General features: G+C 74.4%; 25 protein-coding genes and 2 pseudogenes. 12 read left to right on the top strand and 15 right to left on the bottom strand.

The window, feature by feature from the left end; translation table 11 throughout:
* Positions 1-113: 113 nt before the first annotated feature.
* Together DEP02_RS28740 and DEP02_RS28735 are read right to left on the bottom strand one after the other, a co-directional pair.
* Positions 114-539, bottom strand: coding sequence for an OsmC family protein (locus DEP02_RS28740; RefSeq protein WP_112470593.1), 426 nt, complete (start codon positions 537-539; stop codon positions 114-116).
* Positions 540-672: 133 nt separating this feature from the next.
* Positions 673-2,709, bottom strand: a complete 2,037-nt coding sequence (locus DEP02_RS28735) for a phage holin family protein (RefSeq protein WP_112470596.1) — start codon at positions 2,707-2,709, stop codon at positions 673-675.
* Positions 2,710-2,939: 230 nt separating this feature from the next.
* On the opposite strand from DEP02_RS28735, the gene DEP02_RS28730 reads away from it, so the two are divergent.
* Positions 2,940-3,581 carry a GNAT family N-acetyltransferase gene (locus tag DEP02_RS28730; protein WP_112470592.1) on the top strand — a complete coding sequence of 214 codons (642 nt, stop codon included), beginning with the start codon at positions 2,940-2,942 and terminating at the stop codon, positions 3,579-3,581.
* Between the two features lie 28 nt (positions 3,582-3,609).
* On the opposite strand, the gene DEP02_RS28725 is transcribed toward DEP02_RS28730, so the two are convergent.
* Positions 3,610-4,050: a hypothetical protein gene (locus DEP02_RS28725; protein ID WP_112470591.1), complete on the bottom strand. Its 441-nt coding sequence runs from the start codon at positions 4,048-4,050 to the stop codon at positions 3,610-3,612.
* An 86-nt stretch (positions 4,051-4,136) separates the two neighbouring features.
* Between DEP02_RS28725 and DEP02_RS28720 the strand changes: the two genes are divergently transcribed.
* Both DEP02_RS28720 and DEP02_RS28715 read left to right on the top strand, forming a co-directional pair.
* On the top strand, positions 4,137-4,913 hold the full coding sequence (locus tag DEP02_RS28720) for an MBL fold metallo-hydrolase (RefSeq protein ID WP_198668640.1): 777 nt from the start codon (positions 4,137-4,139) through the stop codon (positions 4,911-4,913).
* On the top strand, positions 4,910-5,551 hold the full coding sequence (locus tag DEP02_RS28715) for a DedA family protein (RefSeq protein WP_112470590.1): 642 nt from the start codon (positions 4,910-4,912) through the stop codon (positions 5,549-5,551). The genes DEP02_RS28720 and DEP02_RS28715 overlap by 4 nt, the downstream gene beginning before the upstream one ends.
* Before the next feature lie 54 nt (positions 5,552-5,605).
* Here DEP02_RS28715 and DEP02_RS28710 read toward each other — a convergent pair whose 3' ends face one another.
* The 3 genes from DEP02_RS28710 to DEP02_RS28700 all read right to left on the bottom strand — a co-directional run bounded on the left by DEP02_RS28710 (position 5,606) and on the right by DEP02_RS28700 (position 9,107).
* Positions 5,606-6,673: an MBL fold metallo-hydrolase gene (locus tag DEP02_RS28710; protein WP_112470589.1), complete on the bottom strand. Its 1,068-nt coding sequence runs from the start codon at positions 6,671-6,673 to the stop codon at positions 5,606-5,608.
* A complete protein-coding gene (locus tag DEP02_RS28705) occupies positions 6,670-7,920 on the bottom strand; it encodes an aminotransferase class I/II-fold pyridoxal phosphate-dependent enzyme (RefSeq protein WP_112470588.1) in 1,251 nt (416 codons plus the stop codon). The genes DEP02_RS28710 and DEP02_RS28705 overlap by 4 nt, the downstream gene beginning before the upstream one ends.
* A 245-nt stretch (positions 7,921-8,165) precedes the next feature.
* Positions 8,166-9,107 carry a hypothetical protein gene (locus DEP02_RS28700; RefSeq protein WP_112470587.1) on the bottom strand — a complete coding sequence of 314 codons (942 nt, stop codon included), beginning with the start codon at positions 9,105-9,107 and terminating at the stop codon, positions 8,166-8,168.
* Between the two features lie 355 nt (positions 9,108-9,462).
* Here DEP02_RS28700 and DEP02_RS28695 point away from each other — a divergent pair, with 355 nt between their 5' ends.
* Positions 9,463-9,681, top strand: coding sequence for a hypothetical protein (locus DEP02_RS28695; RefSeq protein ID WP_198668639.1), 219 nt, complete (start codon positions 9,463-9,465; stop codon positions 9,679-9,681).
* Positions 9,678-9,944 (top strand): hypothetical protein, encoded by a 267-nt coding sequence (locus DEP02_RS28690; RefSeq protein WP_112470586.1) that lies wholly within the window; start codon positions 9,678-9,680, stop codon positions 9,942-9,944. Before DEP02_RS28695 ends, DEP02_RS28690 begins: the two co-directional genes overlap by 4 nt.
* 36 nt (positions 9,945-9,980) lie before the next feature.
* On the opposite strand, the gene DEP02_RS28685 is transcribed toward DEP02_RS28690, so the two are convergent.
* Together DEP02_RS28685 and DEP02_RS28680 are read right to left on the bottom strand one after the other, a co-directional pair.
* Positions 9,981-10,391, bottom strand: a complete 411-nt coding sequence (locus DEP02_RS28685) for a class I SAM-dependent methyltransferase (protein ID WP_269809382.1) — start codon at positions 10,389-10,391, stop codon at positions 9,981-9,983.
* A 111-nt stretch (positions 10,392-10,502) separates the two neighbouring features.
* Positions 10,503-11,417: a LysR family transcriptional regulator gene (locus DEP02_RS28680; protein WP_112470585.1), complete on the bottom strand. Its 915-nt coding sequence runs from the start codon at positions 11,415-11,417 to the stop codon at positions 10,503-10,505.
* A 102-nt stretch (positions 11,418-11,519) separates the two neighbouring features.
* Here DEP02_RS28680 and DEP02_RS28675 point away from each other — a divergent pair, with 102 nt between their 5' ends.
* Together DEP02_RS28675 and DEP02_RS28670 are read left to right on the top strand one after the other, a co-directional pair.
* On the top strand, positions 11,520-11,885 hold the full coding sequence (locus DEP02_RS28675; RefSeq protein WP_112470584.1) for a YybH family protein: 366 nt from the start codon (positions 11,520-11,522) through the stop codon (positions 11,883-11,885).
* A gap of 69 nt (positions 11,886-11,954) precedes the next feature.
* Positions 11,955-12,119 (top strand): annotated as a pseudogene (locus tag DEP02_RS28670) (methionine adenosyltransferase domain-containing protein); the annotation flags it as partial.
* A gap of 57 nt (positions 12,120-12,176) precedes the next feature.
* Here DEP02_RS28670 and DEP02_RS28665 read toward each other — a convergent pair.
* The 4 genes and pseudogenes from DEP02_RS28665 to DEP02_RS28650 all read right to left on the bottom strand — a co-directional run bounded on the left by DEP02_RS28665 (position 12,177) and on the right by DEP02_RS28650 (position 15,714).
* A pseudogene (locus tag DEP02_RS28665) lies at positions 12,177-12,917 on the bottom strand (isocitrate lyase/PEP mutase family protein).
* A 131-nt stretch (positions 12,918-13,048) separates the two neighbouring features.
* On the bottom strand, positions 13,049-13,714 hold the full coding sequence (locus DEP02_RS28660; protein WP_112470583.1) for a mycothiol-dependent nitroreductase Rv2466c family protein: 666 nt from the start codon (positions 13,712-13,714) through the stop codon (positions 13,049-13,051).
* 97 nt (positions 13,715-13,811) lie between these two features.
* Positions 13,812-14,072, bottom strand: coding sequence for a chorismate mutase family protein (locus tag DEP02_RS28655; RefSeq protein ID WP_112470582.1), 261 nt, complete (start codon positions 14,070-14,072; stop codon positions 13,812-13,814).
* 847 nt (positions 14,073-14,919) lie between these two features.
* The gene (locus tag DEP02_RS28650; protein ID WP_112470581.1) at positions 14,920-15,714 is read right to left on the bottom strand and encodes an RNA polymerase sigma factor SigF; all 795 of its coding nucleotides are present in this window, start codon (positions 15,712-15,714) and stop codon (positions 14,920-14,922) included.
* 305 nt (positions 15,715-16,019) lie between these two features.
* On the opposite strand from DEP02_RS28650, the gene DEP02_RS28645 reads away from it, so the two are divergent.
* From DEP02_RS28645 to DEP02_RS28635, 3 genes are all read left to right on the top strand, one after another.
* The gene (locus DEP02_RS28645) at positions 16,020-16,421 is read left to right on the top strand and encodes a DUF2795 domain-containing protein (RefSeq protein ID WP_112470580.1); all 402 of its coding nucleotides are present in this window, start codon (positions 16,020-16,022) and stop codon (positions 16,419-16,421) included.
* Positions 16,422-16,526: 105 nt separating this feature from the next.
* A complete protein-coding gene (locus DEP02_RS28640; protein WP_112470579.1) occupies positions 16,527-16,958 on the top strand; it encodes a CBS domain-containing protein in 432 nt (143 codons plus the stop codon).
* A 97-nt stretch (positions 16,959-17,055) separates the two neighbouring features.
* Positions 17,056-17,607, top strand: coding sequence for a type 1 glutamine amidotransferase domain-containing protein (locus DEP02_RS28635; RefSeq protein ID WP_112470578.1), 552 nt, complete (start codon positions 17,056-17,058; stop codon positions 17,605-17,607).
* Between the two features lie 140 nt (positions 17,608-17,747).
* On the opposite strand, the gene DEP02_RS28630 is transcribed toward DEP02_RS28635, so the two are convergent.
* Entirely contained in the window at positions 17,748-18,026 is a 279-nt protein-coding gene (locus DEP02_RS28630; protein ID WP_112470577.1) for a DUF6158 family protein, read from the bottom strand.
* Positions 18,027-18,082: 56 nt separating this feature from the next.
* Between DEP02_RS28630 and DEP02_RS28625 the strand changes: the two genes are divergently transcribed.
* Positions 18,083-19,198 (top strand): baeRF2 domain-containing protein, encoded by a 1,116-nt coding sequence (locus DEP02_RS28625; protein WP_112470576.1) that lies wholly within the window; start codon positions 18,083-18,085, stop codon positions 19,196-19,198.
* Between the two features lie 9 nt (positions 19,199-19,207).
* Here DEP02_RS28625 and DEP02_RS28620 read toward each other — a convergent pair whose 3' ends face one another.
* Positions 19,208-20,827 carry an ABC-F family ATP-binding cassette domain-containing protein gene (locus tag DEP02_RS28620; protein ID WP_112470575.1) on the bottom strand — a complete coding sequence of 540 codons (1,620 nt, stop codon included), beginning with the start codon at positions 20,825-20,827 and terminating at the stop codon, positions 19,208-19,210.
* Between the two features lie 42 nt (positions 20,828-20,869).
* Entirely contained in the window at positions 20,870-21,559 is a 690-nt protein-coding gene (locus DEP02_RS28615; protein ID WP_112470574.1) for a histidine phosphatase family protein, read from the bottom strand.
* A 48-nt stretch (positions 21,560-21,607) separates the two neighbouring features.
* Here DEP02_RS28615 and DEP02_RS28610 point away from each other — a divergent pair.
* Positions 21,608-22,206: phosphatase PAP2 family protein (locus DEP02_RS28610; RefSeq protein WP_157977567.1), on the top strand; the 599-nt coding region annotated here is incomplete at its 3' end.

Here is a 22,206-nt window from a genome sequence, read left to right as displayed (position 1 = left end):
GGGTGAACACGGAAACGCCGGTGCCGCACCCCGGGAGCGGGGTGCGGCACCGGCGGACCTGGAATGTGCGTACGTCCGTGCCCGTGTCCGTGCGTCCGTGCGTACGCCTCGCGTCAGGCGAGCTTCGCGTCCAGAGTGATCGTCGTACCGGCCAGGGCCTGGCTGACGGGGCAGTTCTTCTTGGCCTCCTCGGCGGCGGCGACGAACGCGTCGTTGTCGATGCCGGGGACCGTGCCCTCGACGCCGAGGTGGATGCCCGTGATGCCCTCGCCCGGCTGGAAGGTGACGTCGGCCTTGGTCCGCAGCCTGGTGGGCGGGGTGCCGGCGCCGGCCAGGCCGTGCGACAGCGCCATGGCGAAGCAGCTGGAGTGGGCGGCGGCGATCAGCTCCTCGGGGCTGGTCTTTCCGTTCGCCTGCTCGGCGCGCGACGGCCACGACACCGGCTGCTGGCCGATGCCGGAGGAGTCGAAGGTGACGACGCCGTTGCCCTCGAGCAGGTTGCCCTCCCAGACGGTGTGAGCGGTGCGCGTGGTTGCCACTGTTCTTCCCTACCTTTCGCCCAGTGTCCCGTTGCCGGGTTCCGTACCCCTCCATCCGATCACATCCGCCGCGCGCGGACCCGGGGAACGGGCCGCGACCTGCCGGACGGTCCGGAGAATCGCTCACTTCCTGTCAGGCGGCACGCTCCCCGGCCTCCGCGGCCTCCGCGGCCTCCACCGTGAGCGGTGCCTTCGCCTCGGAGGCCTCGCGCAGCCAGCGGCGCAGGACGCGGTGGACGTGTTCGGCGCCGACGAGTTCCTCGCCGTCCTCCACGGGCGGGGAGCAGGCGAGCGGCGACAGCAGGAAGGGGAGGCCCTGCGCGCCGCCGAGGCCGCCGTGGGAGCCGATCTGCTCCTCGAAGGCGAGGACCTCGCCACCGTCGGGGTCGTAGCAGGAGTTGACCATGATGTCGGCGGTGTTCGGGAAGGAGTGGGTGCGGCGTACGGCGTCGGCGGCGCCGGGCCCGAAGACGGCGAGCGGACCGGGGTCCGTGTCGAGCTCGTCCAGCGGTGTGCGCGCGCCGCGGGCGCCGAGTACGAGGCCGCCGTGCTCCTCGCTGCGTACCAGCAGGAAGCCGATGCCGGGGTGGTTGGCGAGCGTGGGCAGCAGCGCGGGGTGGCGGGCGTCGATCTCCTCGTGGCTCATGCGGTGCGGCACGTCCGGGAAGGAGACCAGGCCGAGGTTGCCGGAGGCCAGGACGACGGGCTCCGGGCGGCGGGAGGGCCGGTGGTCCTCGCCGCTCTCCTCGACCGGGCGGCGCAGCGCGGCCCGTACGGTGGCCCGTGCCTCGGCGCCGCTGTGTGTCTGCTCCGCCCGGCGCGGCACGGGCAGGCCGCAGCCGGCCCGGACCAGGTCGCCGAGGGTGAGGCCGTAGCGGGAACGGAAGGTCTCGCCGGGGCTCTGGCCGTGGTCGGACAGGACGACGATCCGGTAGGGGCGCGGGGCGTGCTCGGCGACGTTCTCGATCAGGGCGAGGGAGCGGTCCAGGCGCCGCAGGACCTTCGCCGCGTCCCGGCTGCGCGGGCCGGAGTGGTGGGCGACCTCGTCGTACGCCACCAGGTCGGCGTAGACGGCGGTGCGGCCGGCGAGCAGGTCGCCCATGACGGCGGCCACGACGACGTCCCGCTGGACGACGGTCGCGAAGGCCCTGATCAGCGGGTACAGACCGCCGCGGGAGACGCGGGGGTGCTCCTTTCGGAGCCGGGCGCGCGTGGACTGGCCGATCTCGCGGGCGGCCTCGGCGACGAAGGAGAGGAAGGTGCGGACGGCGTTGGCGGGGTCGGAGAAGTAGGCGAAGTAGCCGTCGCGGGAGCGGTTGCCGCGCCGGCGGCGCACGGCGACGGACAGGACGAGGGCGAGTTCGCCCGCGCCGCCGCTGAACAGGTTGCCGCGGCTGGCCCCGTCGACGGCGAGCAGTCCGGCGCCGCCGGTGCGCTCGGCGGCGCGGCGCTGCAGTTCGAGGGCGCTGCTCGGGCGGTTGCTGACCATGACCTCGCCGGTGTCCTTCTCGTACCAGCGGAAGGCGGGGACGTCGTGGTTGGAGCCGTGCAGGATGCCGAGCTGGCTGGCGCCGGTCTGGCTGGACCAGTCGGTGCGCCAGGGGGTGAGCCGGTGGGTGGGCGGCTGTCCCGGGCCGGCGCCGAGCCACCGGGCGACGGTGGGCATCAGGCCCTTGTCCACGGCGTCCCGCAGCACGTCGTGGCCGACACCGTCGAGCTGGACCACGACGGTGCCGGGGGTCGACGAGCAGGGGGGCAGGCGTCTGCGGCGGCGGTCGGCGAGCCGGTAGAGCCGGCGCCGGTAGGCGTCGTCGTCGCGGACGGCGAGGGCGGCGCCGGTGGCGGAGGCGACGGCGGACATCACCGCGGCCACGATGACGGCGGTCTCGGGGGCCGCCTCGGCCTGGCCGGAGGGGTTGACCCGCAGGGCGAGCAGCAGCAGTGACCCGTTCAGGAAGAACACCAGCAGCCCGAGGACGAGCGCGGGCACGAGCAGCAGCAGCCGGACGAGCAGCGGCCAGACGACGGCCGACAGCACACCGAAGACGCCCGCGCCGAGCGCGGCGGTCACGGCGATGGTGGTGGCGCTGTCCCCGTCGGGCGACTGCAGCTGGAAGTCCGGCAGGATCCCGGCGAGCACGAGCATGGTGACCGTGGAGACGGCCCACACGGCGACGCTCCGCCCCACCTGCCCGGCGCCCCGCCGCCACCACCCGTCACCCACGCCGGCACACTCTCCGTCTCGGTCCGCTTCCACCCCGCCCGGCACCGGCCCGGGGCCCGATCCAGCTTGTCATACGGCGGGCGGAGGGCCGCGGCTGCTTCTTCTCGGCCGGTCCTCCGCCCGTGACCGGACAAAAAGGCTGGCGACCGACCTGACGGCTGGGTAGGAAGGGGGCCATGAACACCTCCGCGCACCTGCCTGCCGCCCAGAGCCCCGCCGACCGGCGGACCTTCGTCCGCACCACGCTCGACCTGGGCGATGTGGTGCTCCGCCCGTGGGGCCGGGAGGACACCGGGTCGGAGACCGTGCTGGACGGCCTGGTCGCCGCCGCGGCGGACCCGCTGATCGCCCTCTGGAACCCTCTCGCGACAGCCGGCCGCGGTGACGCCCTGGCGTGGCTGGAGTCCCGCGACGGCGGCTGGGACCGCGGTGCCGCCGCCTCCTTCGCCGCGCTGACCGCCACCGACGGCGCCCTGCTGGGCAGCGTCACCCTGCGCTGGGTCGACCGCGCGGACGGCCTGGCGATGATCGGCTACTGGACCCTGCCGGCCGCCCGCGGGCGGGGCGTCGCCACCCGGGCGACGAGGGCGGTCACCGGCTGGGCCTTCCGGACGGCCGGTGCCCGTCGGATAGAGATCGCCCACGCCGTGGGCAACGAGGCCTCGTGCCGGGTGGCCCGGCGCTGCGGCTACCTCCCCGAAGGCACCCTGCGCGACTCGCACCGCTTCGGCGACGGGGCGTACCACGACGAGCACCTGCACGCCCGCCTGGCCACCGACCCGGAACCGGCCGGTTCCACGGGGGAGCCGACGGCGTAGGGCGACCCGGTCGGCGGGCCCGGGTGGGCTACCGGCCGTCGTAGCCGGCCGTGGGCATGGACAGGCGGCGGTGGACCCGGGCCTTCATCTGGGCGTCGTAGGACGGCTCGGCCCGGCCGACCGTCTCCACCCGGACGCCGCGGCGCGCGCATTCCGCGGTGAACTCCTCGACGGAGGACAGGGCCCGTTCCAGTACGCGGCGGCTGGGGGCGACGAAGACGTCGACGCCGGGGCGGACCCCCTCCCACAGGGCGCGGTGGTCGGCCCGCAGTCCGCGGACGAGCAGTTCCCGGGCGATCACGTAGCCGTGTTCGGCCGCCCAGCGGGCGCACATCGCGTGCTGGCTGCGGGAATCCACCAGGAAGGGGTCGTCGTGCAGCTCCTCCAGGGGCGTCAGGCTCGCGATCGCCGTGACGCGGACAGCCGCCGGGGCGCCGTCCCCGCCGGGGGCGTCCCGCACTTCTCCCATGGCGTCCCCCTCACCTCCGGGTTTTCGCCGCCGACCCTACTCCTGCACGTAGGCTCGGGGGGAGTCGCGCGAAGGAGGCGAACGAGGTGCCGGTGGAGATCACCTGGTGGGGTCACGCCACCTGCACGGTCGAGGACTCGGACGTCCGCGTGCTCACCGACCCCCTGTTCGCCCGCCGGCTCGCGCACCTGCGGCGCCGCCGCGGCGCGCTGCCGCCACCGACCGCCTGGCACGCGGACGTGGCGCTGGTCTCCCATCTGCACGCCGACCACCTGCACGTCCCCTCGCTGGCCCGGCTGGAGCGGGGCACCCGCCTGCTGGTGCCCCGGGGCGCGCTCCGGGCGGTACCGGGGCTGCGTCGGCTCGGCCACCTGCGGATCACCGAGGTCACGCCCGGGGACCGGGTCGAGGTCGGCGGCGGCGTCGTCGTACTGGTCGTGCCCGCGCACCACGACGGGCGGCGGCTGCCGGTCGGGCGGCACCGCTCCCCCGCGCTCGGGTACGTCGTCGAGGGCGAGGCACGGACGTACTTCGCCGGGGACACCGGCCTGTTCGACACGATGGCCGAGGAGGTCGGGCCGGTGGACGCGGCGCTGCTGCCGGTGGGCGGCTGGGGACCGTACCTCGGGGAGGGCCATCTGGACGCGGGGGGTGCGGCGCAGGCGCTGGCGCGGCTGGCGCCGGGCTTTGCCGTGCCGGTGCACTACGGCACGTACTGGCCGATCGGGATGGATGCCGTTCGCCCCCATGAGTTCCACGCGCCGGGCGACGAGTTCGTGCGCCTCGCCGCGCGGCGCGCGCCCGGCGTGGCGGTGCGCCGGCTCGGGCACGGGGAGAGCGTGCGCCTGGAGGTCGCCCGGTGATACGACTCGCCGCCGCCGTGACGTCGGTGGTGCCGACGGAGTCCACACAGCAGGCGCTGGGGTATCCGTCGCTGTTCCTGCTGGTGCTGATCGGGGCGCTGGTGCCCGTGGTGCCGACGGGGGCGCTGGTCAGTTCGGCGGCGGTGGTCGCCTTCCACCGGACGGCGCCGTTCTCGCTGGCGCTGGTGTTCGTGACCGCGTCGCTGGCGGCGTTCCTCGGGGACGCGGCGCTGTACTGGCTGGGACGGCGCGGGCTGACGTCGAGGAACGGCTCGCGCTGGCTGGAGGCGATCCGCTCGCGTGCGCCGGAGGAACGGCTCCGGCAGGCGCAGGACAGGCTCGCCGACCACGGGGTCGCGGTGCTGGTCCTCTCCCGCCTCGTCCCGGCCGGCCGCATACCGGTGATGCTGGCCTGCCTGCTGGCCAGGTGGCCCCTGCGCCGTTTCTCCCGCGGCAACCTCCCGGCGTGCCTGGCCTGGGCGGTCACGTACCAGCTGATCGGCATCCTCGGCGGCTCCCTGTTCAGGGAGCCCTGGAAGGGCCTGATCGCCGCCGTCGCCCTCACCGTCCTGCTGAGCACCGCCCCCACGGCCTGGCGCCGCCTCCGCCGCCTGGTCCCGGCCCACCGCTCCCACTGACCGCGCTGCCACCGCCCATGCCGCCTGCCTGGCGCCGCGCCCCGGGCGGAACCCCTACTCCAGGACCCGGGACGCGCCCACCGGCAGGTCCCACAGGTGGTCCCGGGGGAGGTCCGCCTTCTGCCAGGCGGCCCGGACCCGGGTGAGGGGTTCCAGGACGGGTTCGGCGGAGAGGATGAAGGTGCCCCAGTGCATGGGGGCCATGCGGCGGGCGCCGAGGTCCTGGGCGGCCTGCACCGCCTCCTCCGGGTCGCAGTGGACGTCGCTGAGCCACCAGCGGGGGTCGTAGGCTCCGATGGGGAGCAGGGCGAGGTCGATGCCGGGGTAGCGGCGGCCGATGCGGGAGAACCAGTGGCCGTAGCCCGTGTCTCCGGCGAAGTACACGCGCCGGCCGTCGGGGGCGGTGAGCACCCAGCCGCCCCACAGGCTGTGGCAGGTGTCGGTGAGGGTGCGCTTGGACCAGTGGTGGGCGGGGACGAAGTCGATGCGGACCCCGGACAGTTCCGCCGCCTCCCACCAGTCCAGCTCGGTGACGCAGGTGAACCGGCGGCGCAGGAACCAGCGTCCGAGCCCGGCCGGCACGAGCACCGGGGTGTCGCGCGGGAGCCGGCGCAGGGTGGGCGCGTCCAGGTGGTCGTAGTGGTTGTGGCTGATGACGACCGCGTCGACGCGCGGCAGCGCCTCCCAGGGCACGCCGACCGGCGTGACGCGCGCCGGGGTGCCGATGATGCGGCGGGACCAGACGGGGTCGGTCAGCACGGTCAGCCCGCCGATCCGCACGACCCAGCTGGCGTGCCCCGCCCAGCTGACGGCGACGGTGCGGGCGTCCACGCGCGGCACCGGAGCGGGCTCGTACGGCACCAGCGGTATGTCGGCGAGGCTCTCCTTGGCCGGCCGTACGACGCCCTCGCGGGCGAACCGGGCGAGGGCCTTCAGACCGGGCAGCGGGGCGGTGAGCCGGTCGTGGAAGGTGCGCGGCCACACCCGCCGCTCCCCCAGCGGTCTGGGTTCGGCCAACGGCGGGTACGGCGCGGGCGGCGAGGTGAGCAGGGACGAGGCCGCGGGGTCGCCGGCCTCCCGGGTGGTGGTCGTGGACGTGGTCGACACGGACTGCTGCGTCATCGAGGAGACTCCCATCGCTGAGCGTCGTCGCGGAGATCGTCGAAGACCGACTTCAAGGAGAGCAACGCGCCTTGCACGTACGGCAGTTCCAGCGGCGCGGGGGACAGGAGGCACTCCGCGCACTCCTCGTCCGTACGGCCGAGGAACTCCGCGGTGGACAGCCGTACCCGCAGCGCGCCCAGGTCGTCGCCGAAGCGGTGGCCGCCCGGCGCGGGCCGGCCCAGGCGGACGGTGAGGAAGTCCTCCAGCTCCTGTGCGTCCCCCACTCCGTGGGCGGCGAGCCCGGAGCGCAGGGGTTCGAGGTCGGCGTACAGGTGGCGGCCGGCCCGCGGCGGCCGGACGAGCGCGCCGGCGGCGACCAGGGTCGCGTGCGCGGCGTGCGCCACGCGTGCGTGCAGGCGTATGGACGTGGTCAGGCGCGCGGTGACGGCGTCGGGTTCGTCGAGGGCGTAGGCGGCAGCCGCGGCGACGGGCTCGGCGATGCGCGCGTCCAGCGCGGTGAGGATGTCGAGCACGCGCGCGTGCAGCGCGTCGCCGGTGTCGCCGGCGGGGAAACGGGCGATCGCGGCGGGCCAGCCGGTGGGCAGGAAGGCGCCGGCGAGGTCGGTGACGACGGTGACCCGTTCGGGCAGCATCTCGGCGGGGCTGAGCAGCACCGTCTCGTGCGGTGCGTGCACGGTGTCGCGCCAGGTCTCGTCGCTGACCAGGTGCAGTCCCTCGCCGGCGGCGGCCTCGACGGTCTCGTGCAGCGCCTCGGGCGGTGCGACGGTCGCGGTGGGGTCGTCGGCGACGGACAGGACGAGCAGCCGGGGGTCACCGCCCTCGGCGCGGACCCGGCGGACGGTCTCCAGCAGGGCGTACGGGTCGGGGACGCCGCCGCACTCGGCGGGCGTCGCCACGGGGAAGGCGGGTCTGCCGAGCAGACGCGCGTACGGCGCCCACCAGGCGGCGCACGGCCGGGGCACCAGGACGTCCCCGCCGAGCGCGGCGGTGAGCGCGAGCAGCAGGGAGGGCGCGCCGGGTGCGGCCGCCACACGGTCGGGCCTGGTGTGCAGCCCGCGCCGCAGCCAGTAGCCGCAGGCGGCGTCCAGCAGGGCCGTACCGCCGCCGATCGGTCTCTGGCGGGACCGGCCCGCGGCTCCGGCGAGCGCGGCGGACAGCTCGGGCAGCACGGGCAGTCCGTCGTCGGGGAGGGCCGACGGCCCGTAGCGGACGGGGCCGTGACCTTCGGGGGCAGTCCGCCGCATGGGTACCTCCGCGCAGTCCCTGATGCCGTGTCGTCTCGCCGCCGCCGGTCCGTGCGGTCCGGGTGGTCCGCGGGCTCCGTCGTGGGTCCGTTCCCGAGGGACGGACGTGTCCGCACTGCGCGGGCCGTGCCCTCGCGGCCCCGGGTACCCCGGATGGCGCCGCCCCATGGCCGCCCGCCGGGGTTGCGAGGGTCACACGGGGCCACGGCACTCCAGGGCGCACTCCGGGGCGTCGCGGAACCCGGTCAGTCCTTCCGCCGCCACCAGACCCGGTGGACCGCCGCGCCGAGCGCCGCCGCGATCAGCAGGCCGCCGACGACCAGGGCCGGCAGGGAGGTGGTGAAGGCACCGCCCGCGCCGGCCTGCACACCGTGCTGGGCCACGCCGCCCACGCAGCTCCTGTCGGCGGGGGTCGCGCAGGACTGGCCGGGGTCGCGCGGGGTTCCGTCGCGGGAGGGGTCACGCGGGGCCCCGTCGCGGGAGGGGTCGCGGCCGGTCGCCGCATCGCGACCCGGGTCCCGCGAGCCGTCGTCACGGGAAGGGTCACGGCCGACCCCTACATCGCGACCCGGATCCCGCGAGCCGTCGTCACGGGAAGGGTCACGGCCGACCCCTACATCGCGACCCGGATCCCGCGAGCCGTCGTCACGGGAAGGGTCACGGCCGACCCCCACATCGCGACCCGGATCCCGCGAGCCGTCGTCACGGGACGGATCGCTGGACGCCTGGCCGCCGGACGGGGTGCGGGAGGGGAAGGGGTCGCGCGGGGCCTGGCCCTGGGAGGGGTCGTGGGAGGAGGCGGGGCGCGACGGGGTGCGCGAGGTCTGGTCCTGGAAGGGGTCGTGGTAGGGGGCCTGCGGGGACGGGGGCGGGTCGCGGAAGGGGTCGTTGGCGGGGGCGTCCCGCAGCAAGGGGTCCTGCGGCGTGCCCGGGAGGGCGAACTCCGGGGTCGGCGCCCCGGGCGCCCCGCCGAGGAAGGCGCCCTCGACCGGCCCGGATGCCGCGGGGCACACGTCGGTGCCGCCCGAATCGCAGTCGGCGGGGAGGGCGGCCCCCACCCCGGGCTGACGGGCGTACGGCCGGTGGAGCTGAGCGGCCGGGTGCGCGGAGGCGGCCGATGCCGCGGCGCCCGCCATGAGTCCGGTCAGGACGACGACGGGCAGGGCGCGGGCGGTGGTACGGCGCATGGGCGGGACTCCTTGGACCGGCGGCGGGCGGCACGTGGTGCGTGCCCTCTCCGCCCATCACAGCCGCCGCCACCACGGGCCGCGCGCGGCGGAGCCCCATTCGCGGGACACGGACCACCTGTCGGGTGACACCCGGTCCCGCCCCGGACCTCGTACGTGCGCGGCATGGCGATGCCCGGCTTGCCGCCGCACTCCGGCCCGGGCGCTGCCGACGAGATCGCCCCCGGATCGCGTCGTGGGAGCGGCTCGCGCCGACTGCCCGGGTCCGGCCCGCCGGCCGCCCCGGCTGCCGGCGTCGTACGCCGGCGGCTTCCGAGCCGTCCCCCGTGGGCCCTTCGCCCCGATGCCGGACACCGTGACGACACCCCGCCTCCGGCTCCGCCCGGTGTACGCGCCGCTCGGGCTCGCCCTCCTCGTCGCGGTGCTCGGCATGGTCGACACGCCCGCCCTGTCGATGGTGGAGCGCACCCGCGGGACCGGGCTGGTACGGGGCGTGTGCGTCCAGCGGGTGCCGGCGCTCTGGGGCATGACGGCGCTCGCGATCCCCCCGGGGGCACGGTCGCCGCGGTCGTGACCCGCCGCCGGTCGGCCTCGAACCGGGTGCCGGCGCGGCACCCGGATCTCCACGAGAGGCTCGCCGACGTCCGCACGGACGGACCGCTCGAACAGCTCGTGGTGATCCAGGTCGAGGGCATCTTCTGGAACTGCCCCAAGCACATCACTCCGCGCTACTCGGAGGCCGAACTCGCCCAGGCGCTGCAACCGGTGCGGGAGCGGCTGCGGATGCTGGCGGAGGAGAACCGTGCCCTCAGGGAGCAGCTCCGGGCCCGGGGCTGACCCGCGCCCCGCCGCCGCGGCCCCGGCTCCCGGGTGTCACCGGGCGGTGAGCCGCGCGCGGATCAGCCACAGGCGGTTGGCATGGCGGCGGTCGCGGGGCTGTACCTGATAGGGCCAGCGGCCCTCCCCCGCGCCGGGCCGGCCCGGCTCCTTCAGCGTCTCGACGTCCCAGCCGTTCGCGGCCAGGAACGGCTCCGGCTCGTCGGTGCCGAAGATCCACGGGGTGCCGTCCTCGGCGAGCCGGTCGAGAAACGGCTTGGAGAACGGGCTGCGCAGCAGCGTCCGGCCGAGGATGTCGAAGGCCAGGTGGCTGCCGGGCGCGGAGGCCGACGCCAGCAGCCGCAGCAGACCGGCCGCCTGCTCCTCGGTGAGGAAGAACGTCAGGGCCTCGGCGACCCACCGGGTGGGCCGTGTCGGGTCGAACCCGGCCTGTTCCAGCGCGGGCAGCCACTCCCCCGGTGGCCGCGGAGAGCTGACGGGGCCGACCGCAGTCAGGACGGGCGGGGCCCGTGGGCGTCGGCGCGGCGCCCACGGGCCCCGGCGCCACGCTCCGGGGGCCTAGGCCCCGCTCATCGAGGCGACGGGCTGAGCCGGGGAGGAGTCGCCGAAGCACTGGCGGCAGTGCAGCAGCAGCTCGCGCAGCGCCGGGCTCTTGGTCGGCGCGGAGATCAGGGCGAGCACCGCGGGCACGTCGGCGTCGGTGATGGCCACGGTCCGCAGCCCCTCCTGCTGGGCGGTCATGGACTCGGAGAGCACCGCCACGCCGAGGCCGCGCTCGGCGAGGTTCAACACCGCCGCCGGGGCGCTCGCCTGGAGGGCGATGGTCGGGGCCAGGCCGAGTGCCGCGGACGCCTGGTCGAGCGTCGCCCGGATGCCGGTCCCCTCGGGCAGGCAGATGATCGGGTAGGTGCTGAGTTCAGCGAGGGTGGCCCCGTCCTTTTCGGCCAGCGGATGACCGACCGGCACCGCCGCGACGATCGGCTCGCTGATCACCTGCCAGCCGTCCAGGTCCTCCGGCGCCCGGTGGGCCGCCCCAATCAGCGCCAGGTCGACGCTGCCCTCACGGACGTACTCGACCAGCTTGCCGGAGTCCTCCTCGACCAGGCTGATCTCGACGCCCGGATGGGCGAGGTGGAAGCTCGACAAGGCGTCGAACAGCGGCTGGACCGTGCAGGCCGTGACCATGCCGACGACGAGCTTGCCGCGCACGAGCCCGTTCATCTCGTCCACGGCGTGCCGCAGCGACTCCATCGAGGACAGCACGGCCTTCGCGTGGGCCAGCACGACCTCGCCGACCGCGGTCAGCGTGACAGTGCGCCCCGAGCGGTCGATCAGCGTGGCCCCGAGATCGTTTTCGAGCTGGCGGATCTGCGCGCTGATTCCGGGTTGGCTGATATGCACCAGCTCCGCCGCCCTGGTGAAATTGGCTTCCTGCGCCACGGCGATGAAGTACCTCAGCTGCCTGATCTCCATAACCCAAAGTTATAGCGCCGATCCGAACGATTGATTGGACTTGCCCTCGGCCAACAATAGAAAATTGCCACGTCGGTACCCGGACCGCAGGAAAGGACGATTGTGTCCGAGAACGAGAAGGCCATGAAGCCGGAGGACCTCACCCGCCTCTTCGTGGAGCGCGCCAACGCGGGCGACGCCGCCGGCCTCGCCGCGCTGTACGAGGAGGAGGCGGTGATGGCCTATCCGCCGGGCAGCGTCACGGTGGGCCGGGAAGCCATCCGTCAACTGTGGGAGAAGGTGCTGGCCAACGCGCCTCGCTTCGAACCGGAGCAGCCGCTTCCGACCCTGGTCTGCGGTGACATCGCGCTGACCTCCACGCCGCCCAAGGACGGCGCCGGCGCCCGCGCGCAGGTGGTCAGGCGCCAGGCCGACGGCAGCTGGCAGCGCGTCATCGACCAGCCGGAGTTCCGTCCGCCCACGAGCTGAGAACCCATCGGTTCCGGCCATCCACGCCCGGGCGCCGCCGACCGTGGCGCGGCTGGCGCCCAGCATCCGGAGGTCTTCGACCTGCGCCCGGCCGCCATCATCCGCGACCTGGACCTGCTCCGCCCGATCTACGCTCAGACGGCCGCCTACGGCCACTTCGGCCGGAAACCGCCGGACTTCACCTGGGAGCACACTGACCGCGCGGCCGCCCTGCGCGACGTCGCCGGGCTGTGACACGGGGCCGGGCGGCTGGCTGTCCCGGGCACACGGCGCGCGCCCGGGACAAGCCGCTCAGCCGTTCGCCGTCAGGGACCGGGCGATGTCGTGCAGGGCGGCCGTGGCGCGCTGGCGCAGCCCCCTGCCGAAGGTGACGCGCTTGACGCCCAGTCGGCCCAGTTCGGCCGGGTCCGGACCGCCGGGCCGATGGAGAGCGTTGAGCGGGACGTCGACGGCGTCGGCGAGTCCGGGCAGCAGCGGCACCGGGGCCAGGATCGGGTGGACCACGTCCGCGCCGGCCTCCGTGTACAGCAGGGCGCGGCCGATCGCCTGCTCCGTGCCCCGGTCGCCGTACAGGTAGGTGTCCACCCGGGCGTTGACCACGAGCCGGCCGCCGGCCGCGGCCGTGACCTCCGCCAGCCGGTCGGCGTGTGCGCGGGCGTCCTTGAGCGTGCCGGACCGGTGGTCGGTGTCCTGCAGGTTGCAGCCGGCGGCTCCCAGGGCGAGCTAGCGCTCCACCAGCTCCGCGGACGGCAGCCCGTAGCCGTCCTCGACGTCCGCGGTGACCGGAACGTCGACGGCGCGCACGATCCGGGCGAGCGCGCCGAACGTCTCGTCGGCCGGAGTGGCGCCGCCGTCGCGGTACCCGAACACGGCGACGACCGCGGAGCTGGAGCCGGCCAGCGCCGCGTGCCCGGCCTCCGCGAACGCGCGGGCGCTCACCGCGTCCCAGACGTTGGGGATCACCAGCGGATCAGCGGGGTCGGTCCGGTCGTGCAGGGCTCGGAAGGCGTCGGCACGGGTTCCGGTGGGCATGGGCTGCCTTCCGGGGGCTGCGATGACGGTTGACGGGTGCCGCGCACGGTTCGTCCGGCGGCGCGGACGCCGTTCGGCGGCGGGCGGACCGCTCCCGCCGGCACGGGAGCGGCCCGCCCGCCCGGAGCGTCTCAGTCGAAGCGGAGACTGCCCGTCCGGGTCCTCTTCAGTTCGAAGAAGTCCGGGTAGTTGGCGAGTGCGCGGGCTCCGTCGAAGATCCGTGCGGCCTCCTCGCCGCGCGGGATGGAGTTGAGCACCGGGCCGAAGAAGGCGACGCCGTCGATGTGGATGGTGGGCGTGCCCACGTCCTCCCCGACCGGGTCCATGCCCTCGTGGTGGCTCTTGCGCAGTTCCTCGTCGTAGGCGTCGGTGTCGGCTGCGGCCAGCAGCGAGTCGGGCAGGCCGCACGCGGCGAGCGCCTCGGCCGCGACGGCGAGGTAGTCCTTGTTCCCGCCGTTGTGGATCCTGGTGCCCAGCTCCTGGTACAGGCCGGGGTAGACCTCTTCGCCGTGGTGGTGCGCCGCGGCGGCGCAGATCCGGTTGAGGGCGAGCGAGTTGTCCACCAACGTGCGGTACCAGTCCGGCAGTTCCCGTCCCTCGTTGAGGACGAACAGGCTCATCAGCCGGAAACGCAGGTCCAGGGGGCGGTGCTGCTGCACCTCCAGGATCCAGCGGGAGGTGATCCAGGCGAAGGGGCAGACCGGGTCGAAGTAGAAGTCGACCTCGGCGGTGTCCGTTCCTGCGCCGGAGGCCGGCGTGGTGGCGGTGTCCCCGGTGGCGGGCGTCTCGTCGGTCATGCGGTGGGCTCCTCGTGGACGGCGGTGGAAGCGCCGTCGGTCACGGAAATGGGTGGTCAACTCGGTTTACTAAGCGCGCAGTTGCCGCTTCAGGACTTTACCGGATAACGAGGTCGCACAGCCTGCGCAGGAACGTCTGGTCGATGCCGTGCCGCCCGCCGTACCGGGCGGTGCGTTCCCGCACGGCGCCGATGCGGTGCGGCTGCATCATCGGCACGCCGTGCTCCCGTTTGAAGTGTCCGATCTCCACGCACTTCTCGATGCGGGCGCGCAGTTGTTCCAGAAATCCCCCGTCGATCGCGTCGAGTTCCGCTCGAAGGTCCTCGACGGTGACGGTGGCCGTCGGCCTGTCCCCCATGGCTGCCCCTCCCCGCCTGTTCACCGTTCGAATGTGCCCGCCGCCTCCCTCGCCCCACCACCTGCCCGACAGCTCGCATCAACGCAGTGAGACAGCAAGGGGATCGACATGCGAATAAACGGGACATGCCGATGGCATGACATCCGGCCAGAACCCTGTTGCGGGGCGGTCGTCGAGCGCGGCGGTGGCCGAAACCATCGGTCGGCGGTACGGCCCGGAGCCACGGGCCGAGGGCCGAACACCGCGTGCCGAGTGCCGCGCTGCTGCAATCACCATTGCGGGGCCGGTGTGATCGGGTGCCCTGCTTGTCCGTGGATCCTGGTGTGCGCCAAGTCGGTTCCTGGCGTGAGGTGTTGACGGGATCGCGCGCTCGGTTCACGTCGCGGTTCGTCCGCGCGGAGCCGCGCGGGCGGGCACTGGGGCACACGGCCGGGCCGGTCGCACCGGTGAGACGCGTCCGATCGGAATGCGGTTGCCGCGGTACTGGATGGAGCAACGCGGCGTCGCGCACGTGCCGGCGCCCGAGGTCGACGACACCGTCGGCCGGGCCCGGGTGCCGATCCGGACCCGGCGGGGAGAACGGCTTCGGCCACTGGACGCCGGCTCGGGGGCCGGAGTCCGGCGGCAGGCGGCAGGCATGTTTCCGGGCCGCGAAGAACGAGTGCGGCCGGAGGCACCGCCAGGGGTCCGCGGCTACGGCGCCTGGCACCGCCACCTCACACTGTCCGTGGCCGCCCTCGCCGCACCGACCGCCATCCGTGCCCGGGAACCGCCGAAGAGGGCAGCGTTCCTGGTCACCCCGCTCGGCCAGGCCCGCGCCCGGTCGAAGGCCGGGGTGGGGACCCCGCTACACGCCCTCCCGCATCACCTGGTCCCGCAGCCGGTCGCAGCACCGGTTGATCAGCCGGGAGACGTGCATCTGCGAGATGCCCAGCTGCTCGGCGATCCGGCTCTGGGTCATGTCACCGAAGAACCGCATGTACAGGATGGCCCGCTCCCGTTCGGGCAGCGCCGCCAGCCGCGGCTTGACGGCCTCGCGGTCCACCACGGTGTCCAGCGCGGGGTCGGGCGAGCCCAGGGAGTCGCTGAGGGAGTAGCCGTCCTCACTGCCGGGCAGCTCCGCGTCGAGCGAGAGGGCGGTGAAGCTCTCCAGTGCCTCCAGGCCGACCTGTACGTCCTCCTCGCTGAGGTGGGCGTACTCGGCGATCTCGGCGACGGTGGGGCGGCGGCCCGGGATGGTCTGGGAGAGGTCCTGGGCGGCGAACCGGACGCGGTTGCGCAGGTCCTGCACCCGGCGCGGGACGCGCATCGTCCACATGTGGTCGCGGAAGTGGCGCTTGATCTCACCGGTGATGGTGGGGACGGCGTAGCTCTCGAAGGCGTTGCCGAGCTCGGGGTCGTAGCGGTCGACCGCCTTGACCAGGCCGAGGGCCGCGACCTGGCGCAGGTCCTCGAAGCTCTCGCCGCGGCTGCGGAAGCGGCCTGCGAGCCGGTCGGCCATGGGCAGCCAGGCCTGGACGATCTCGTCGCGCAGGGCGTCGCGCCGCGGCCCCGCCGGGAGCGTGGCGAGCCGGCGGAAGGATTCGGTGGTGTCGGGGGCGTCGTCGTGGGGGTGGCGCCTGGCGCTTGCTCGGGTTCGCATGGTGCCTCGCAACTCCCTCGGAGTGCTCTGGGGTGGACGGTCACCGTGGGCACGCGAGCGGGATCGGGACCGGCCGCACACGCGGCGGCGCCGGGCGCCGCTCCCACGGACGTGCCTCCGGTCCGAAGCACTGAGACTGCGCCTGCCCCCGGCCTCCGCACACAAACACCCGGTCGTCCGGGAGAATCCACGGGCCGTGCGCCCACGTCGTCCCGTCATCCCGCACGTCATCCCGACCGGAAAACCCGTGTCGGCTCCCTGTCCACGGGTACGCGGGGGCCACCCCCGACGATCTGGAGGGAGACATGCAGCGAGGCAGTGACCGGCTGAGTGTCCACCGTGACGATGAGATGAAGCACGAGTTGCAGGGTCTGCTCAGGTCCGGCCATCCCACGCGGAGCGAGGAGTGGCACGACCCGGAGCCGACCGCCGAGGACGACCCGCAGGTCTGGGGCGGGCCGGTGGCGCCAGGTGACTCGAGGGCGTCCCTGGAGACCGTCCGCCTGGAGCTGGCCAGGCTCCTGGGCCGCAGCGCCTTCCCCGCGGGCCCGGGCGAGCTGATGCGCGCGCTGCGCCGCAAGAACGCGCCGGACGCGCTGGTCGAGGCGCTGGAGCAGCTGCCGCGCAAGGCGCGCTACGCCAATGTGCAGGAGCTGGCGAAGGAGCTGACGCATACCGAGCGGCCCGCCCGGGAGGACCGCGCATAGACCCGCGCCGGGGGTGCTGCGAGCGGCGTCCCACCGCACGACACCGCACAACCGCAGCACCCCCACCGGCGGAAAGTCCGCGGAAAGGCAGAAGGGCCCGACGTGATGGCCGAATTCGTGAGGGACGTGATGACACCGGGCGTGGTCGCCGTCCGTCCGGACGCCTCGCTGGTCGAGGCATCCCGGCTGATGCGCGACCAGGAGACCGGCGTCGTCGTGGTGGCCGACGGGCAGGACGTCGTCGGTGTGCTCACCGATCGCGACATCGTCGTGCGGGCCGTGGCCGAGGGCCTGGACCCGCAGGCGGCGGGCGCGGGCGCCGTGTGCACGTCCGACCCGCTCGTCGTCGGCCCGTACGACCCCGTGTCCGCGGCCGTCGCGCTGATGCGCGCGCACGCCGTGCGCCGGCTGCCCGTCGTCGAGGAGGGCCTGCCCGTCGGCGTGGTCGGCCTGGGCGACCTGGCCGAGGCACAGGACCCCCGGTCGGCACTCGCCGGCATCAGCCGGGCGGAGGCGGACGCCGGGGCCACCGCATGAGCGGGGGCCGGGCACACGGGCGAGACCGAAAAAGGAAGCGCGCCGGGCCGGGGCCGTCAGGGCCCGCCGGCGGGCGACGAAAGGATGTTGAAGCATCATGCGCATCGCATTTCTGACCGCTCCCGAAGGTGTGGAGCAGGTCGAGCTGACCGAGCCGTGGAAGGCGGCCAAGGACGCCGGCCACGAGACCGTGCTCGTGTCGACGGAGTCCGGCGAGATCCAGGCGTTCAACCACCTGGACAAGGCGGACACCTTCCCGGTGGACGCGGTCGTCGGCGAGGCCTCCCCGGACTCCTTCGACGCGCTCGTCCTGCCGGGCGGCGTGGCCAACCCGGACTTGCTGCGGATGGACGAGAAGGCCGTGGCGTTCGTACGGGACTTCTTCGACCGGGGGCGTCCGGTGGCCGCGATCTGTCACGCGTCGTGGACGCTGGTCGAGGCGGACGTCGTACGGGGCCGGGAGCTGACCTCGTGGCCGAGCCTGCGGACGGACATCCGCAACGCGGGCGGCACCTGGGTCGACGAGCAGGTGAAGATCTGCGACCACGGCCCGAACAAGCTGGTCACCAGCCGTAAGCCGGACGATCTGAAGGCGTTCTGCGAGGCGTTCCTGGAGGTGTTCGCCGAGAGCGGGAAGAAGGCCGGCTGAACGGCTGAGCAGCGGGTCGGCGGATGGTCACCGGACGTGGCGCCCGCCGACGCGCCGCAGGAAGCGCGCCGGCGGACACGACCGGTGGGCCGCCCGGAACACCGTTTCCAGGTGTTTCCCGGTGCGGGGAGCCGCGGTTCCTAGGTGCGGGGAGTCGCCGACTCCCCGCACCCGCGTTCCCGGGCCCCTTCACGGGTGCGGCCCGAGGCGACCGTGCGCCGGGGATTGCGGCGCAGGTACTCCCCCTCGAGCTGCGCCATGCGCTCGTTGTGGGCCCGCAGCGCGTCGTTCGAGCCGTACAGCAGGGTGTCGTGACGCGTGCGGTGGATCGTCTCCAGCTCCTTCATCAACTGCTGGTCGTCCAGCCGGCCCGGGTCGACTCCGGTCATGGTGTTGCCCCGCTCGTCGTGTTCGTTCATGCGGTACGGGTACCCGCCCGGCGTGCACTGCCACCGAACGGCCTCCGGAGGGAGCCATGGATCTCGCCTTCCTGCATCCACTGTACGAACACCCGGGCCCCTGGGCCTCCGTGTACGTCGACACCTCCCGGCGTGCGGAGGATACGGCCCACGAGGTGCACCTGGCGGCTCAGGCGATGGTCCGGGAGCTGTCGCGGCAGGGCGCGGACGAGGCCACCTGCCGGGCGGTTCAGGCCGCGATCGAGGATCTGCGCCACTCCCCCGATCCGTATGGGCGGGTCCTGTTCGCGCGGGCCGGGAACGTCGTGCTCGATCCCGTGCTGGCGCGTCCCCCGCAGGGCGGCAGCCGGGCCGTGTGGGCGCCGCTGCCGCGGGTGGGGCCGCTGCTGGACCTGGCGGGCGAGGACCCGGTCGCGATCGTGGCGTACGTCGACCGCAAGGGCGCGGACTTCGAGCTGCGCAGCGCGCTGGGCCGGCAGAAGGCCGGCGCGGTGGTGGGGCAGCAGTGGCCCGTCCACCGCACGAGCAGCGTCGACTGGTCGGAGCGGCACTTCCAGCTGAAGGTGGAGAACACCTGGGAGCACAACGCGGCGGAGATCGCCGACGCGCTCAGCGTCTGCCAGGAGGAGACGCGGGCCGGTCTGCTGATCCTGGTCGGTGACGACCGGGAGCGGCGCGCGGTGCACGACCGGCTGCCCAAGCGGCTGCACGACCGCGTGGAGGAGGCCGCCCACGGTGCCGGCAGCCGGCTGCTGGACGAGGACGTGGAGCAGATCCGCGCCGAGCGCGTACGCCACCGCGTCGAGGCCGCGCTGGACCGCTTCCGGGCGGCCCGCACCCCGGACGAGGAGGGCCGCTCCGGCGCCGCCGAGGGCGTGCCCGCGCTGGTCGAGGCGGCCCGCGAGCACCGTCTGGAGCAACTGCTGATCCGCCCGGACGGCGCCGAGAACCACCGTGCCGTGTGGATCGGCGAGGACCCCGGCCAGCTGGCCGTACGCCGTACGGAGCTGAAGATCCTCGGTGAACAGCACTCCTGGCCGGCCCGCGCCGACGACGCCCTGCTCCGCTCGGCGGTCACCACCGGCGCCACGGCCCTGTCGCTGGCCCCGGCGGCCCCGGCCGGCGAGGACATGCCGGCGGGCGGCCTGGGCGCGCTCCTGCGCTGGAAGTGACGGCCCGCGCTACCGCGCCCGCTCCACCCGCCGCTCGTCCCACACCGGCTCCGGGGTCTCGCGGACCCTGCCGTCGCTGCCGAAGACCAGGTAGCGGTCGAAGGAGCGGGCGAACCAGCGGTCGTGGGTGACGGCGAGGACCGTACCCTCGAACGCCTCCAGGCCCTCCTGGAGAGCCTCGGCCGACTCCAGGTCGAGGTTGTCGGTGGGCTCGTCCAGCAGGAGAGCCGTGACGCCCTCCAGTTCCAGGAGCAGGATCTGGAAGCGGGCCTGCTGGCCACCGGAGAGGCGGTCGAAGGTCTGTTCGGCCTGGCCGGTCAGCTCGTAGCGGCGCAGCCGGGACATGGCGGCGCCGCGGTCCTGGGAGTGCTCCTTCCAGAGGATGTCGAGGAGGGTGCGGCCCTCCAGCTCGGGGTGCGCGTGGGTCTGGGCGAAGTGCCCGGGCACCACCCGCGCCCCGAGCCTGTACACCCCGGTGTGGGCCACGTCCTCGCCGGCCAGCAGCCGCAGGAAGTGCGACTTGCCGGAGCCGTTGGAACCGAGGACGGCGACGCGTTCGCCGTAGAAGACCTCCAGGTCGAAGGGTTTCATCAGGCCGGTCAGCTCCAGGCCCGCGCAGGTGACGGCCCGTACGCCGGTGCGACCGCCCTTCAGGCGCATCCGGATGTCCTGCTCGCGCGGCGGCTCGGGCGGCGGGCCGGCCTCCTCGAACTTGCGCAGCCGGGTCTGGGCGGCCCGGTAGCGGGAGGCCAGGTCCGCGCTGTTCTCGGCGGCCTGCCGCAGAGTCAGCACCAGCTTCTTCAACTGGGCGTGCTTCTCGTCCCAGCGCCGGCGCAGTTCCTCGAAGCGGGCGAAGCGTTCGCGCCGGGCCTCGTGGTAGGTGGCGAAGCCGCCGCCGTGCACCCAGGCGTCGGCGCCGGCCGGTCCGGGTTCGACCGACACGATCTTCTCGGCGGCGCGGGCGAGGAGTTCGCGGTCGTGGGAGACGAACAGCACCGTCTTGCGGGTCTCCTTCAGGCGCTCCTCCAGCCAGCGCTTGCCGGGTACGTCGAGGTAGTTGTCCGGCTCGTCGAGCAGCAGCACCTCGTCGGTGCCGCGCAGCAGCGCCTCCAGCACCAGCCGCTTCTGCTCACCGCCGGACAGGGTGCGCACCTGCCGCCACTGCGCCTTGTCGTACGGCACGCCGAGCGCGGCGGTGGTGCACATGTCCCACAGTGTCTCGGCCTCGTAGCCGCGCGCCTCCGCCCAGTCGGCCAGCGCCTGCGCGTACCGCAGTTGGGCGGCTTCGTCGTCGACCGTCATGATGGCGTGCTCGGCCGCGTCGACGGCCTTCGCGGCTTCCCGGACACGCGGCGGCGCGACCGAGACGAGCAGGTCGCGTACGGTCGTCTCGTCCCGCACCGACCCCACGAACTGCCGCATCACGCCCAGCCCGCCGCTGACGGCCACGGTGCCGCCGTGCGGCTTCAGCTCCCCGGAGAGCAGCCGCAACAGGGTCGTCTTCCCCGCCCCGTTGGGCCCCACGAGAGCCACCACGGCCCCCTCCCCCACCCGGAAGGACACATCGCCGAGCAGCGCCCTCCCGTCAGGCAGGTGATACTCCAGGTGCGCGGCTTCCAGATGTCCCATGGGCACGCATTCTGCGGTCGCCCCGGCGACCGCGGCAAACGCTTATCGCCCGCCCACCGGGGCCGGCCGCGTACCCGGCTGCTCAGGCTCGACGGCCTGACCCGTGGGGCCGGGTTCGCCTGCGGGGGTGACCAGGGCGCCGGCCCAGGTCAGGGCCTTCCAGCCGTCGGTGGGGGAGCCCTCCAGGGTCACCACGCCGGTGTTCTCCAGGCGGTTCTCGGCGGCGAAGGCGGCGTCGAGGTTGTGGGCGCGGCAGGCGGTCCACAGGCGGATGGCGGCGCCGTGGCTGACCATGGCGACGGTGCCGGCCCCGCTCGCGGCGGCCTCGGCGACCACGGCGTCGTAGCGGGCCAGCGCCTCGGCGCCGGTTTCGCCGCCCGGCATGCGCAGCGCGGTGTCACCGGCGGCCCAGGCCAGCACCGTACGCATGTACGCCCGTCCGCGCTCGGAGCCGCCCGGCTCCATCTCCAGGTCGCCGGCGGACAGTTCGCGGATGCCGTCGCGGACGAGGACGTCGAGCCCGCGGGCGGCGGCCAGCGGAGCGGCGGTGAGCCGGGTGCGGACGAGGGTGGACGCGTAGAGGGCTTCGATGTCCTCCCCCGCCAGCGCCTCCGGCAGCGCGGCGGCCTGCTTCTCGCCGAGTTCGGTCAGTCCCGCCCCGGGGATGGCCGTGTCCAGCAGTGCGTCCACGTTCGACGGGGTCTGAGCGTGGCGTATGAGAAGCAGGCGCATACAAGGATCCTTAACAAGAAGCGGCTGCTTCAGGGTAACCGTCCCTGCATGAACCCAGACATCGACCTCACCGCCCCGGCATCCGGCACCCACGCCGTTCTGAAGCGCCTGCTGGCCGTGGACTGCCGGCTGTTCGAGTTCGCGGCCGAACGCCACTGGCCCGGCGCCGGGCCCGTACTGCCGCGGCTGAGCCGCGCCGCCAACCACGGGGTGCTGTGGTTCGCGGCGGCGGCCGCCATCGCGGCGAGCCGCACCCCGCGGGCCCGCCGTGCCGCGGCCCGCGGCCTGGCCTCCCTGAGCCTGGCCTCGCTGACCATCAACACGCTCGGCAAGCGTTCGGTGCGCCGCCCCCGGCCGGTGCTGGCCCCGGTGCCGGTCGTACGGCGGCTCAAGCGGCAGCCGATCACCACCTCCTTCCCGTCCGGGCACGCGGCGTCCGCCGCCGCCTTCGCCACCGGTGTCGCCCTGGAGTCCCCGGCCTGGGGCGCGGCGGCGGCGCCGGTCGCCGCGTCGGTCGCGCTCTCCCGCGTCTACACCGGGGTGCACTTCCCCAGCGACGTACTGGCCGGCGCCGCCCTGGGCGCGGGCGCCGCGTTCGCCGTGCGGGGCCTCGTGCCCACCCGCGCCCGGATCGCCCCGCCGGCCCG

The sequence above is a fragment of the Streptomyces triticisoli genome, assembly GCF_003270085.1.
Classification (GTDB): Bacteria; Actinomycetota; Actinomycetes; order Streptomycetales; family Streptomycetaceae; genus Streptomyces; species Streptomyces triticisoli.
This window is presented reverse-complemented; position numbering and strand designations above follow the sequence as displayed.